We start from the raw sequence: 13,607 nt of genomic DNA on the forward strand, positions 1-13,607 counted from the left end.
CCTATTTGCAATAATTGGGTCGAGAATCAGATGCGTCCCTGGGCGTTGGGGCGCAAGAACTGGCTGTTTGCAGGTTCGCTGCGCAGTGGTCAGCGAGCGGCAAACATCATGACGTTAATCCAGTCAGCAAAGCTGAATGGGCTGGATCCGTATGCCTATTTAAGTGATGTGCTGAAAAGGTTACCGACACATAAAGTGACCCAGATTGAAGAGTTACTGCCACACTGCTGGAAACCTAAATTGAATTAAAAATTGGTATGGGATTCAGCGGACGCTTACAACTCATCTACAGGAAAGACCTGCACAAAGGAGTGTATGTGCGGTGGTTTCAGAGTCAGCACTTCATCTAAACGTGCAAGTGGAATAACAATAACAGTGCGTTTAACAGCCCCATGCACATGAAATTACTTCATCGAAACATGGTCAGAGGGATCCATGCTAATCTTATTCGCAGATCAAACATTTTCTTCTTAACCCTACCATCTCTTTAAACGGCAAATTTCATATATCGCTGAATACTTAATTTATCATCACAGCTAAAACCATAGTCGAAGCATTTTTACACATATTTTCCTGTGCAAGTGATTTAGAATTTTGCTTTATTTGTCGTTTCGCAACTTTCTAAATTAGCTTTCACTCTACTCCTCAATTTGACGTTTAGTGGCGTTTTCTAACAGAAAAAGTACATTCTGTACCCATTCAGCGATAAAATTATCACGAAAAATACTGCAATTACAGATCACAAAAAAGCCTCCGAAGAGGCTCATTTGTTTGTATTACATAATCAGTAAATCAAAATCCTTGAGGATTAGTCACCTGTGTAACCTTTTAATTTTAAACGTGCTGCGTGTAAAAGTGGCTCTGTATAACCAGAAGGTTGCTCGCCACCTTTGAAGATCAAGTCAGATGCAGCTTGGAACGCAATGTTGTTAGCAAAGTCATTAGACATAGGCGTGTATAGTGGATCATCAGCATTTTGTTGATCTACAATTTTCGCCATGCGCTGCATCACGTCTTCAACTTGTGCACGTGTTACGATACCGTGACGTAACCAGTTTGCAACGTGTTGTGAAGAAATACGTAAAGTTGCACGGTCTTCCATCAAGCCTACATCATTGATGTCAGGAACTTTTGAACAACCCACACCAAGGTCAACCCAACGAACCACATAACCCAGAATACCCTGACAGTTATTTTCCAGTTCTTTCAGTTTCTCTTCTTCGGTCCAGTTGGTGTCTGTTGCCAATGGTGGAGTCAACAGGTCATCTAGAGGTAGCACTTCAGTTGCAAGTAATTCTTGCTGACGGTTTGCTACATTGATTTGATGGTAGTGAATCGCGTGAATCACTGCACCTGTTGGAGATGGTACCCATGCACAGCTTGCACCCGCTTCCGGATGCTCAGTCTTGGTTTTGTACATGTCTAACAGCATGTCTGGTTTTGGCCACATGCCTTTACCAATCTGTGCCTTACCACGCAGACCTGCTTGCAGACCGATCATTACGTTACGGTTTTCGTAAGCTGGGAACCATTTTTGGCCTTTGATTTCACCCTTACGAACGAATGGACCTGCTTCCATTAAGGTATGGATTTCGTCACCAGTACGGTCCATGAAGCCTGTATTAATGAAGATGGTACGGTCTTTCGCCTGAGCAATACAGTTTTTCAGGTTAACCGAAGTACGACGCTCTTCATCCATGATACCGATTTTCAGGGTTTTCGCAGGTAAGCCAAGCGCCTGTTCAGCACGCTCAAACAGCTCTACTGCAAATGCAACCTCTTCAGGACCATGCATTTTCGGCTTCACGATGTACATAGACCCTTTACGAGAGTTTTTGATCGTGTTTTCGCCACGGATATCAGCTACAGAAAGCAATGGAGTAACCAATGCATCCATGATGCCTTCATAAATTTCTTCGCCATCCACCAGGATTGCCGGGTTTGTCATCAAGTGACCCACGTTACGAAGAAGCATCAATGAACGACCGTGAACTTTAGTTTCACCACCTTCCAGATTCTTGAAGGTACGGTCAGCATTCAGCTTACGAGTAATAGTCTTGCCATTTTTCTCGATAGACTCTTCAAGCGTACCGCGCATTAAGCCTAGCCAGTTACGGTAGCCTTCTACCTTCTCTTCGGCATCTACTGCTGCAACAGAGTCTTCCAAGTCTTGGATTGTTGTTACAGCGGCTTCAAGCACCACATCTTTAACGCCAGCTGCATCAGTTTGACCAATCGGGCTATTTGCATCGATTTGGATCAGCGCATGCAAGCCATTATTTTTCAGTACGATTTCATTCGGTGCAGCAGCTTCGCCGTTATAGCCAACAAATTTAGATGCATCAGCCACAGTCGTAGTAGTGCCGTCCTTTAACGTTACAACCAGTACATTGCCTTCAACTGCATATTGAGTGGCATCAGCATGTGAGCCTTGTGCCAGTGGAAAAGTTTCGTCCAAGAAGTTTTTCGCAAATGCGATAACTTTTTCACCACGTTTCGGATTATAGCCTTTACCTTTTTCCGCGCCACCTTCTTCAGAAATGACATCGAAACCATAAAGTGCATCATACAATGAACCCCAACGTGCATTCGCTGCGTTCAGGCAGTAACGCGCATTACGTACAGGAACTACTAGCTGCGGGCCAGCAAGTAGTGCAATTTCTTCATCGACATTTTCAGTGGTAATTTGAAAATCTTCTACTTCTGGTAGCAAGTAGCCAATTTCAGTCAAGAAAGCTTTGTAAGCTTCTAATTCAAATGTATTATTGCGGTGCCATTCATCAATTTTAGCCTGAAGCTCATCACGCTTTGCGAGTAATGTTTTGTTCTTAGGGCTAAGATCGACAACGACTTGCTCAAAGTTTTTCCAGTATGTATCACTGTCTAAACCAGAACCTGGTAATGCTTCATTTTCGATGAAATCGTAAAGTTCTTTAGCAATCGCTAACTTGCCTTTTTGAATACGTGCAGTCATTGTCTTTCCTGATATTGCTACTTTTTATACAAGAGATTCTAGTATACTGATTTATATTTAGCTGAATAGTATTATCACATTTCAAAATAACGATCATTTATTACAAGATGAATGACAACAATCATCATAAATGCTGATCAGAAACACGACACTATTGCTCATCTAAATATACTTTTACAGTGTATAAAGTTTTTTAAATGTCGAAATTAGACTTAAGTTCAGATTTTGTTGTAAAAATCGGCTTCAGTCTTATTTCAACCTTTCAAGATTAAGCCACGTTTATAACAAAATGTCGATAAAACCAGCAGTCACTGAATTTCTAACATAAAAAAGCGCCTAATTCTAGGCGCTTTAAAATCAACTAATTTGCTGTTCGGCTTCTGTTGCCTGTATTTGGCGGTGTTCTGCATTTAAATAGTCATCGGATTGCATTTCCAATAAACGTGAACGCGTGCGTTCAATTTCAAATGCTAACTTTTCGCCCTGATAGATTTCAATAATCGAATCTTCAGAGGTCAATAATAATTTAACACCACGATCATAAAATTCATCGACCAAATAAATAAAACGACGTGTACCTTCAGACAAGAAATCGGTTAAATGCGGTACATTGCTCACCAAAACAGTATTGTAGATATTTGCAATTTCAATAAAGTCTGCAGGACTACGCGGTTTAAAGCACAGTTCTGAAAATTCACACCACAACACATCTTCAGTATGCGCAATTGTTTCGACAACACGTTGGTTGATGATAATTGGCTCAGAAGAATGATGTTGTGTATTGGTCAAAGCACTGAAACGCTGTGCCATCCAGTTTTGATTATCTTGCGTTAAGGGCGATTTAAATAATTGCGCCTGTTTCAAAACACGTAAGCGATAATCTACACCAGCATCGACATTTAGCACTTGGCAATGTTTTTTGACCATTTCAATGGTTGGAATAAAACGATCTCGATGGATACCATTTTTATATAAACCGTCTGGCGCGATGTTAGAGGTTGCCACTAAGGTAATACCTCTATGGAATAATTTTTGGAATAAGTCACTTAGAATCATCGCATCAGTCACGTTAGATACGAAAAATTCATCAAAACAAATCACCACTGCATCTTTATAAATTTGGTCTGCAACAGAATCGAGCGGATTACGCTGCCCCGAAAGTTTGTTCAGTTCACGATGAACATGCTGCATAAAGTGGTGAAAGTGCATACGTGTTTTACGTCTAAATGGAATCGAGTCATAAAACTGATCCATAAGCCATGTTTTACCACGACCTACACCACCCCACATATAAACACCCTGTGGTGCTGTTTGGCGGCGGAAACGTCGGAACGCTTTTTTTGATGCTTTATAGCGTTGAATTAATTCCTGCCACACACGCTCAAGTTCGTGTACAGCCTGCGCCTGCGCATCATCTGGCATAAATTGTCCAGAGGCTAACGCTTGTGCATAACGCTCAGCAGGCGATAATGGAGTAAAGGCTGTGGCTTGTGGCGAATTAAAATCAGACATATTCATCAGTACTTATTTTGACTTGTAGATTATAACGAAGATCGAATCGGGAGATATAGCACTTTGGCATAGTTTGCAAATTACTTAGGCTACTTCGTATATTGGCGTGGACTTTGTCCAAACCACCGCTTAAAGGCATGATTAAATGCTGCGGGTTCTGAATAACCAAGTAACTCTGCAATCATTTCAATTGAATATTCCTGATATTCAATTAATCGTAATGCTTTATCTTTGATGAGATCTTCACGAATTTGTTTATAACTGGTGTTAAGTTGTTGCAGTTGATGGCGCAAAGTCCGTTCAGGAATTTGCAAAGCATGTGCTGTTTCTGCCATGCTCGGCATACTACCCTGTTGTAATTCCAAATAATCTTTTACGCGCTGTACCACCGAAGGCGCATCATCTTCAAGTTTAAGTCGCTCTAACTCAATTACACACTTGACTTCGTAACTACCAAAAGTGACCGAATCGGCAGATGGAATACGTGCAGTGAGGACTGAATCATCAAACCAAAATGCTGCTTGTGATTGATTAAAAACAATATCTTGACCGTAATAATCATAAAAAGTTTGTAAAACTTCACTTTGCTGCGGCTGTGTAAATGGCAATTCTATGCGAATACGTGGCGCACTCATCCCCATCATTTTATATAGGTCTTGAATAAATTTAAATGTGCCTGAAATTTCACACTGCGCACGCAATACACCTAAATTACTATGCAAATCATTGGGTTGATAACACAAAGCAATATGTCGCGTGCTATGCTGTAAACTCAGTTTCCCGCTTAAATGCGTCAATCCTTGATATTGAATCCCTTTTTCTAGTGCAGTTGCAATATCTGGACTGGTTACCAATAACATCAATAATGGACCATAACCTGCCAAAGCATAATGCTGTCCAATAAACAACCCCGTTTCAGGTTCAACATCTGCGCCTATAACGTTTAAAATATCCCATTCCAGACTGGGATGAATCACAGAACTGGTGTCCAATGCATCTGCACACAAGCCGATACTTTGCAATTTTGCATCGACATCAACGCCTGCTTTACGCATGCCTTGTATTAAATACATCAAGCCGAGTATGGATCTTTTCATAAATTGAACAATGTGAAATGGAATATCTTTTTTACCCGATTCGTCCCCAGATAGAAATTGCCGAAAATATCAATTTTTATGTCAGCACGATCATGTTAGCGCATGCTGGCTTATTCTATCCTGACATAAACAAACACAAGTTAAACAGACCTAAGTCAAACAAAATAAATATAAGGATACCTTCATGCAGGCTGCAGCAGCGCATTATCAAGTCGCAATTATTGGTGCAGGCTTTGGTGGATTAGCCATGGCGATTCGTTTGCTGCAGCGCAATATTCATAACTTTTTGATTTTAGAAAAGTCTAATGAAGTGGGTGGTACTTGGCGTGAAAATCAATACCCTGGCGCAGCTTGTGATGTACAGTCGCATCTATATTCATTGTCCTTTGCACCCAAAACTGACTGGTCAAAACGTTATGCCGATGCGCCAGAAATTTTTCAGTATATTCAAGATGTGGTGCAACAGTTTAATCTGCGTGAATATTGCCAATTTAACAGCGAAGTGGTGCATACGGAATACCATGAAAAAGAATGTCTGTGGCACGTTACATTAAAAGATGGCAGACAAATGAGTTGTCAATATTTAATCTTTGCTTCTGGTCCACTACATGTGCCGCAAATCCCTCACATTAAAGGGATTGAAAAGTTTCAGGGCAAGGTTTTTCACTCCTCACAATGGGATCATCAATACGACTTAAATGGTAAAGTTGTGGCATCTATTGGTACTGGCGGCAGCGCAATTCAATACATTCCTGAAATTGCACCCCAAGTCAAACAAATATATGTGATGCAACGTACGGCTGCATGGGTCATTCCACGAGATGAACGCAAATATCTGAATGTAGAGAAAAAACTATTTAAACAAGCAGACTGGTTTAGAAAATTACATCGTGCGCGTTTGTATTGGTCAAATGAGTCACGCGCGATTCCAATCATGCAACCTAGTGTGATGAAATATACCCAAAAACTGGCAGAAGCGTTTATTCGTTTTCAGGTGAAAGATAAAGAACTCGCCAAGAAACTAACTCCTGATTTCGTCATGGGTTGTAAGCGTATTTTGATTTCCAACAAATATTTTCCAACCTTTAACCGTAAAAACGTTGAACTGGTTACAGATGCTATTCAGGAAATTACTGCAAATGGCATCATCACCAAAGATGGTAAAGAACGTCAGATTGACTGCCTGATTTATGGTACAGGTTTTATTACCGATCCACGTATCTACTTAAAGCATTTTGATTGTGTCGGTCGTAATGGCATTGAGCTGAAACAGGCATGGAAAGATGGCGCTGAGAGTTATTATGGCATTAGCCACAAAGGTTTTCCAAACTTGTTTCAGTTGCTTGGGCCAAATACAGTTTTGGCGCACAACTCAGTTATTTTTATGATCGAAGCGCAAGTCGATTATATTCTGCAAATGATGGATTTGGTAACACAATCACAGAGCAATGCAATTGTAGTGAAAGATCAAGTACAAGATCAATTTAACCACGATGTGCAAGATATGCTGAATAACACAGTTTGGCAATCAGGCTGTGTAAGTTGGTATCAACAAGATGGTGGAAAAAACTTTGCTCTTTGGCCAACCTATACTTGGAAATATTGGCTAAAAACCAAGTCGCTACATCCTAGTGATTTCAGATTAATCAGCAAAGTGGCATAAATTTCTGCTTTTAAAAGTAAACTGGCATAATCAAGAGGTTTTTATCTATCTCCTACCTGTTGATCTCATGCAATCTCTTTGGCTGATTTTCGAATTACTCTGCTGTTTAGGCTTAGGCTTTGTACTGGCAAAACGCCTTCCTCCTATAATCGAAAAAATTGCGTTTCAACTGCTTCCGTATTTTAGCTATATCTTACTCATTGCAATTGCGATGGAATTTTCACAAACGCTCGGTTCACTACAGCAGCCATCGCATCTTCTCTCTACAGCTTTACAAATTGCGCTTGCCACCTCAATTGGTGCATTTCTATGTTGCTATTTACTTTACAAAAGTTTGGGGCTTCAAGCATCACAAGGTAAAGTTTCACTACAGTTATTGATTCAATCTTGCATTAATATCAGCTATGCCTTTTTTGCACTATTGGTAGGCTACCTACTGCATCTCGTTTTCAGTGTTATGGAGTTGAAAGTTCAGATCAACACTTGGTATTTACTGTTGCTGTTTATGTGGATGATTGGACTCGATCTTGCTTATTCGCCTTTAGATCGTTCTTGGCTGAATTGGAAAATTTTGATGGTGCCCGTAGGCTGCATATTAGGTTCGATTGCAGGTGTACTACTTTGCTCATTTTGGCTCCCCATCACTCTACAAGACTTGCTCATGCTCTCACAAGGCTATGGGTTTTATTCCATGAGCGGAATAGTCGTATCTGAGCTTCGCAATGCCGAATTAGGTAGCATTGCGTTAATGAATGATTTATTTAGAGAAATTTTTGCAATATTGTTAATGTATATTTTGGGATGGCGTTATCCCCGCGCTGCGATTTCTGCCGCAGGCGCAACTGCCATGGATGTCACTTTGCCCATGGTCAAACAAGCCTGTGGCAATGATTTTATTCCACATGCCATGGTCAGTGGATTTGTACTGTCAATTCTCGCACCCATTGCTGTAAGTGTGTTGGCAGCGATTTAACAAGAATCAACAATTGTTCTCTTTCTCTCTGAGAGAAAGTTAGAGAGGATTTGCGCTAATTGTGCTCTCTCCCTCTTGGAGAGAGTTAGAGAGAGGGCTTATCTTGCTTAAAAAAAAGAGTTACATAGGTTAAGATTAAAGCGTCGCTAAAATATCTTTCAAAGTCTGACGCGGGTTATCAGATTTTGTAATTGGACGACCAATGACCATATGCGTAGAACCATCAAGCATGGCTTGTTTTGGGGTCACAATACGTTTTTGATCATCAGCATTTGAACCGTCAGGACGAATCCCTGGAGTTACTAAGGCAAAATCTTGTCCTAAAGTTTCGCGTAGCATTTTGGCTTCTTGTGCAGAACACACCACACCATCTAAACCACTTTCTTGAGTGAGTTTAGCTAAACGCTGAACTTGTTGAAAAGGCTCAATATCTAAACCTATATCTTTTAAATCTTCACGCCCCATAGAAGTTAGAACAGTCACTGCAATCAATTGGGTTTGATAATTTCCTGCTTTTAAACGCTCCACACAGGTTTCCATCATTTTACGACCACCTGCAGCATGCACGTTGACCATCCACACGCCTAAATCTGCTGCAGCACATACTGCCTGAGCTGTTGTGTTTGGAATATCGTGAAATTTCAAATCCAGAAAGACTTCAAAACCTTTGTCGTGTAGGGCTTTCACGACGGTTGGACCTTCATGGGTAAATAACTCTTTACCTACTTTTACTCTACACAATGCAGGGTCTAATTGTTCTGCAATGGTTAAGGCGTCACATTGGCTTTTAGCATCGAGGGCAACAATGATACTCAAGAGAATTACCTATGGATTTGACAAAGAGCCGCTATTATAAAGTGATTCGTGCCAAGCAGATAGTCAAAAAGACAGCTTATCCCCCATCGCAACAATAATCAGCCGTTCCTGAAAGACACAAATAAAAAAACACCCCAAAGAAAACCTTGAGGTGTTGATGATAAATTCGCTCAACAGAATAGTTTATAGTGCATTAGAAGAACGATCTTCAGTATGCACATCTAATACCGTTTTTTCATGACGAGTATGCGCAGCAGCTTCAGCAGCAGCAAGTTGAGCTGCATGAATTTGCTCTTTACGCAGATGCTCAATATCTTTACGCAGTCGCTTAATTTCCCAACTATTTTGGAATACACGGAACACTTGCACACCCAGCAATAACCCTAGCACCAAACCAAGTGCCAATGTAATCAGTAGCAATAAACCCAAACGCATTGCAGGCACTTGAGTAAATAACAGGTCAACCGAAAGTTCCGTGCCGTTTTGCAAAACCAATGCTAAAGAATATCCAAATAGAATAATTAAAATAGCGACTAGAACGTAACGCATAAACACCCCTAGGAATTTTATTTGTTTACAGACTCATTTACTGCATCACGTAGTGCTTTACCTGGTTTAAAGTGCGGTACAGCTTTAGCCGCAACTTCTACAGACTTACCTGTTTTTGGGTTACGACCTACTCGCGGTTCACGGTGATGTAATGCAAAACTACCGAATCCACGAATTTCAATTCGGTTATCTGCCGATAGTGATGCAATCATTTGATCAATCATGATTTTAACAGCTTCTTCCACCAATGGCTCAGCCAAATGGGGGTTTTTTAAAGCAATTCGTTCTATCAAGTCAGACTTGTTCAGTGCTTCAGTAGTCATCTGCGACCTCTTTAATTATCAAGCTACTTTTACATAAACTGATAATAACCTGTTTAAATACAAAACGGTAGCGTAATAATTGAATACTACGCTACCGTTTACAGTATTTGTGCAAAAAGTATGTGTTAGTTTACATTAACAATACAGTTTACCCGCAACTTAGTTGCCCATTTGAGCTTTGATCAAGTCACCAATGGTCTTAGGACCATTGTCTTGACCGCCAGCTGCAGTTTTCAAATTAGCAACAGCTTCTTTCTCTTCAGCTTCGTCTTTCGCTTTGATAGACAAGTTGATAGAGCGAGATTTACGGTCTACGTTGATGATTTTCGCTTCAACTTCTTGACCAACTTCTAAGAACTTAGTTGCGTCTTCAACGCGATCACGGTTGATTTCAGATGCTTTCAGTGTTGCTTCAACTTCGTCAGCTAACTTAACAGTTGCGCCACGAGCGTCAACAGCAGTTACAGTACCTTTAACCAAAGCACCACGTTCGTTAGCAGCTAAGAAATCGTTGAATGGATCGCTGTTCAGTTGCTTGATACCAAGGCTGATACGATTACCTTCAGCGTCTACAGAAAGGATAACCGCTTCAACAGTGTCACCTTTCTTGTAACGACGAATTGCTTCTTCGCCTTGTTCGTTCCAAGAAATGTCAGACAAGTGAACTAGACCATCGATACCGCCTGGTAAACCGATGAAGATACCGAAGTCAGTGATAGACTTGATCGTACCTGAAACTTTTTCACCTTTGTCGTGGTTCTTAGCAAACTCTTCCCATGGGTTAGCACGAGTTTGTTTGATACCAAGAGAAATACGACGACGCTCTTCGTCAACTTCAAGAACCATAACGTCAACTTCGTCACCAATCTGAACAACTTTAGATGGGTGGATGTTTTTGTTGGTGTGGTCCATTTCAGAAACGTGTACTAAACCTTCAACGCCTTCAGCGATTTCAGCGAAACAGCCGTAGTCTGTTAAGTTCGTTACGCGAGCTTTAACGATAGAACCTTTAGGATAACGGCTCATGATCGCTAACCATGGATCTTCGCCTAATTGCTTAAGACCTAAAGATACGCGGTTACGCTCTTTGTCAAACTTAAGTACTTTAACAGTAACTTCTTGACCCACTTCAACCACTTCTGATGGATGCTTGATACGTTTCCAAGCCATGTCAGTGATGTGAAGAAGACCGTCAATACCACCAAGGTCAACGAATGCACCGTAGTCAGTAAGGTTCTTAATGGTACCAGTAACAGTTTGACCTTCTTCAAGCTGAGCAAGAAGCGCTTCACGGTCAGCTGAAGATTCAGCTTCCATCACTGCACGACGAGATACAACAACGTTGTTACGTTTAGCATCAAGTTTGATTACTTTAAACTCTAACTCTTTACCTTCAAGGTGAGTTGTGTCACGGATAGGGCGAGTGTCTACCAAAGAACCTGGTAAGAACGCACGAACTGGACCGATGTCTACAGTGAAACCGCCTTTAACTTTACCAGAGATAACACCAGTAACGATTTCGCCGTCTTCAAAGATTTTTTCAAGTTTAGTCCAAGTTTCAGCACGTTTCGCTTTTTCACGTGATAAAACAGTTTGACCCATACCGTTGTCAAGTGCTTCAACAACAACATCAACGGTGTCACCAACTTGAACTTCAAGTTCGCGTTGTTCGTTTAAGAATTCAGCGCGATCAACAACGCCTTCTGATTTAAGGCCAGTATCAACTGTTACCCAGTCAGAGTCGATGCTTACTACAACGCCTTGGATGACAGCACCCTTTTCAACGTTGAGGTTTAATTCGCTTTCTTCAAAGAGGGCTGCAAAAGATTCGGTCATGATATACCTGATAAAGTCAGCGGTCTTGGATCAGACAAGGCCGGTTTAGTTAAACGTCTACATAGTCCATATAGAACTGATCAAGCTATGCGTTCGCTGAATAGATTTATTTCACGCGATTAAGCGCGGCAAATAGCAAGCTTCTGATCGACATAAGCCGTCATTAATACAAAAACTTCATCAATATTCAACTCAGAACTATCAATGATGTAAGCATCTTCTGCGGGCTTGAGCGGAGCAACTGTGCGCTCCATATCTCGTTTGTCGCGAGCCTGTATATTCGCTAAAATGTCGTTTATTTTAGCATCCAGCCCCATACCCTGCAACTGTTTTACACGTCTTTGTGCACGCGACTCTGCCGAAGCAGTTAAATAAATTTTAGCCTGTGCATCTGGAAAAATACTGGTCGCCATGTCGCGTCCATCTGCAACCAAACCCGGTGCTTGAGCAAAGGCATGCTGGCGTGCGAGTAATGCTGTGCGCAATTCAGGTACTGCTGCAACTTTTGATGCATATTCCCCCACTCGTTCGGTACGTATGGTTTGCGTGACATCTTCACCATCAAGTAACACTTGTGTGCCCTCTGATTGGGTCACAAATTGAATATTGAGCTGTGTTGCAATAGCAACGCATTGATTCAATTGAGTATCAAGCTGATCTAGCAAATCCTGCTTATGCAAAGCCAAACCCAACAAACGATACAACGCTCCAGAGTCAAGCAAATGAAATTGATAATGTGCTGCCAATTTTGCCGCGAGTGTGCCTTTACCTGAACCGCTAGGGCCATCAATGGTAATAATTTGAACCGTCATGATGTTTCCGAAATGATTAAAGAGATTTTGCAAGTTTGGATAAACCAATTTTAATTGCAGTTTTCAACTGCGCGAGAATAGCTTTACTCACAAACGGAACACGCGTTTGTAACTCAATGCGATACGTGACTAAGGTTTTGTGATCCGCCACTTGCTGAAATTCAAGTATACCCAAATGATGTTTCACCAATGGGTTTTTAATGATTTTATATTCAATCCGCTGATTCGGTTCGAGTAAGGTAATTTGCTCTTGTAAAGGTTTAATCGGCCCAATTCCCATACGACGCACTGAACCTACACCATCTGGACGTTCAGGATCGGTAGAGTCTTTAATACGTACCACTTGCATTGGTGCAAATGCGATATTATAAGTTGCATGTTTAGAAAGTAATTCAAATACTTGCGCAACTGGCGCATTAAATTCTTTTTTTATTTGAATAGCGTGCATGGTTTGTCCTGATAATGAATGCTGGATTGTGTTTGATTTAGTTTAACGCAAATCAAGCCTAAGACTCAGAACTGGTTTTGATCATGAAGGTCATTTATACACTGTTGCTGTTTTTGTTGTTTCTTTTGCGCACGGCGCATTTTAAAAAAAGCACTCAATTGGGCTGAACATTGCTGCTCTAAACAACCTGATTGATACTCAAAAATATGATTGTAATAACCTGACTCTAAAAGCTTTCTGGCACTGATCAATGAGCCAGCTTTAGGTTCAGTTGCCCCAAACACCACCCGTTTGATTCGCGCATGAATGAGCGCGCCCACACACATGGTACAGGGTTCCAGTGTGACATAAAGCGTAGCATTTTCAGGTAAACGATAATTTTGAACATGATCACACGCTGCACGAATTGCCACAATTTCGGCATGTGCAGTGGCATCGTGTAAAGAAATAGGCGCGTTATAACCCGCGCCAATCACCTGATTTTGACTGACAATAACAGCTCCCACAGGAATTTCTCCCTGTGCTGCGGCCAAAGCAGCCTGCGCATAGGCAAGCTGCATCCAATCTTCATCGCTATAGTTTTGTTCTGACATTTAAATATGAG

The 13,607-nt window shown here is 41.2% G+C and carries 13 protein-coding genes; 3 read left to right on the forward strand and 10 right to left on the reverse strand.

What is annotated here, in order from left to right:
* The coding region (locus tag B2W49_RS06140; protein WP_291335525.1) for a transposase domain-containing protein at nucleotides 1-249 on the forward strand (249 nt) is incomplete at its 5' end.
* A gap of 559 nt (nucleotides 250-808) precedes the next feature.
* On the opposite strand, the gene B2W49_RS06145 is transcribed toward B2W49_RS06140, so the two are convergent.
* The 3 genes from B2W49_RS06145 to B2W49_RS06155 all read right to left on the reverse strand — a co-directional run bounded on the left by B2W49_RS06145 (nucleotide 809) and on the right by B2W49_RS06155 (nucleotide 5,583).
* Nucleotides 809-2,974, reverse strand: coding sequence for a malate synthase G (locus B2W49_RS06145; RefSeq protein WP_291335527.1), 2,166 nt, complete (start codon nucleotides 2,972-2,974; stop codon nucleotides 809-811).
* Nucleotides 2,975-3,331: 357 nt separating this feature from the next.
* Nucleotides 3,332-4,486: a cell division protein ZapE gene (gene zapE, locus B2W49_RS06150; protein WP_291335529.1), complete on the reverse strand. Its 1,155-nt coding sequence runs from the start codon at nucleotides 4,484-4,486 to the stop codon at nucleotides 3,332-3,334.
* A gap of 89 nt (nucleotides 4,487-4,575) precedes the next feature.
* Nucleotides 4,576-5,583: a helix-turn-helix transcriptional regulator gene (locus B2W49_RS06155; RefSeq protein WP_291335531.1), complete on the reverse strand. Its 1,008-nt coding sequence runs from the start codon at nucleotides 5,581-5,583 to the stop codon at nucleotides 4,576-4,578.
* 184 nt (nucleotides 5,584-5,767) lie between these two features.
* Here B2W49_RS06155 and B2W49_RS06160 point away from each other — a divergent pair, with 184 nt between their 5' ends.
* Entirely contained in the window at nucleotides 5,768-7,246 is a 1,479-nt protein-coding gene (locus tag B2W49_RS06160; RefSeq protein WP_291335533.1) for a flavin-containing monooxygenase, read from the forward strand.
* Between the two features lie 67 nt (nucleotides 7,247-7,313).
* Nucleotides 7,314-8,219: a lysine exporter LysO family protein gene (locus B2W49_RS06165; RefSeq protein WP_291335535.1), complete on the forward strand. Its 906-nt coding sequence runs from the start codon at nucleotides 7,314-7,316 to the stop codon at nucleotides 8,217-8,219.
* 135 nt (nucleotides 8,220-8,354) lie between these two features.
* Here the strand turns inward: B2W49_RS06165 and pyrF are convergent, their stop codons facing one another.
* The 7 genes from pyrF to tadA form a co-directional block, all read right to left on the reverse strand.
* A complete protein-coding gene (gene pyrF / locus B2W49_RS06170; RefSeq protein ID WP_291335537.1) occupies nucleotides 8,355-9,035 on the reverse strand; it encodes an orotidine-5'-phosphate decarboxylase in 681 nt (226 codons plus the stop codon).
* A gap of 183 nt (nucleotides 9,036-9,218) precedes the next feature.
* Nucleotides 9,219-9,584: a lipopolysaccharide assembly protein LapA domain-containing protein gene (locus tag B2W49_RS06175; protein ID WP_291335539.1), complete on the reverse strand. Its 366-nt coding sequence runs from the start codon at nucleotides 9,582-9,584 to the stop codon at nucleotides 9,219-9,221.
* A 17-nt stretch (nucleotides 9,585-9,601) separates the two neighbouring features.
* The gene (locus B2W49_RS06180; RefSeq protein WP_004976773.1) at nucleotides 9,602-9,907 is read right to left on the reverse strand and encodes an integration host factor subunit beta; all 306 of its coding nucleotides are present in this window, start codon (nucleotides 9,905-9,907) and stop codon (nucleotides 9,602-9,604) included.
* Between the two features lie 159 nt (nucleotides 9,908-10,066).
* Complete coding sequence (gene rpsA, locus B2W49_RS06185) at nucleotides 10,067-11,743, reverse strand: 30S ribosomal protein S1 (protein WP_291335542.1); 1,677 nt, start codon at nucleotides 11,741-11,743, stop codon at nucleotides 10,067-10,069.
* Nucleotides 11,744-11,862: 119 nt separating this feature from the next.
* Entirely contained in the window at nucleotides 11,863-12,555 is a 693-nt protein-coding gene (cmk, locus tag B2W49_RS06190; RefSeq protein ID WP_291335544.1) for a (d)CMP kinase, read from the reverse strand.
* A 16-nt stretch (nucleotides 12,556-12,571) separates the two neighbouring features.
* A complete protein-coding gene (locus tag B2W49_RS06195; protein WP_291335546.1) occupies nucleotides 12,572-13,003 on the reverse strand; it encodes an SRPBCC family protein in 432 nt (143 codons plus the stop codon).
* A gap of 65 nt (nucleotides 13,004-13,068) precedes the next feature.
* On the reverse strand, nucleotides 13,069-13,596 hold the full coding sequence (tadA, locus tag B2W49_RS06200) for a tRNA adenosine(34) deaminase TadA (protein WP_291335548.1): 528 nt from the start codon (nucleotides 13,594-13,596) through the stop codon (nucleotides 13,069-13,071).
* Nucleotides 13,597-13,607: the final 11 nt, after the last annotated feature.

The organism is Acinetobacter sp. UBA801, assembly GCA_002296655.1.
In the GTDB taxonomy this organism is placed as follows: Bacteria; Pseudomonadota; Gammaproteobacteria; order Pseudomonadales; family Moraxellaceae; genus Acinetobacter.

What these genes read in the sequence shown, in the direction of transcription:
- B2W49_RS06145 (WP_291335527.1), bottom strand. Translation starts at nt 2,974, where the DNA reads ATGACTGCACGTATTCAAAAAGGCAAGTTAGCGATTGCTAAAGAACTT.
- zapE (WP_291335529.1), bottom strand. Translation starts at nt 4,486, where the DNA reads ATGTCTGATTTTAATTCGCCACAAGCCACAGCCTTTACTCCATTATCG.
- B2W49_RS06155 (WP_291335531.1), bottom strand. Translation starts at nt 5,583, where the DNA reads ATGAAAAGATCCATACTCGGCTTGATGTATTTAATACAAGGCATGCGT.
- B2W49_RS06160 (WP_291335533.1), top strand. Translation starts at nt 5,768, where the DNA reads ATGCAGGCTGCAGCAGCGCATTATCAAGTCGCAATTATTGGTGCAGGC.
- B2W49_RS06165 (WP_291335535.1), top strand. Translation starts at nt 7,314, where the DNA reads ATGCAATCTCTTTGGCTGATTTTCGAATTACTCTGCTGTTTAGGCTTA.
- B2W49_RS06175 (WP_291335539.1), bottom strand. Translation starts at nt 9,584, where the DNA reads ATGCGTTACGTTCTAGTCGCTATTTTAATTATTCTATTTGGATATTCT.
- B2W49_RS06180 (WP_004976773.1), bottom strand. Translation starts at nt 9,907, where the DNA reads ATGACTACTGAAGCACTGAACAAGTCTGACTTGATAGAACGAATTGCT.
- rpsA (WP_291335542.1), bottom strand. Translation starts at nt 11,743, where the DNA reads ATGACCGAATCTTTTGCAGCCCTCTTTGAAGAAAGCGAATTAAACCTC.
- cmk (WP_291335544.1), bottom strand. Translation starts at nt 12,555, where the DNA reads ATGACGGTTCAAATTATTACCATTGATGGCCCTAGCGGTTCAGGTAAA.
- B2W49_RS06195 (WP_291335546.1), bottom strand. Translation starts at nt 13,003, where the DNA reads ATGCACGCTATTCAAATAAAAAAAGAATTTAATGCGCCAGTTGCGCAA.
- tadA (WP_291335548.1), bottom strand. Translation starts at nt 13,596, where the DNA reads ATGTCAGAACAAAACTATAGCGATGAAGATTGGATGCAGCTTGCCTAT.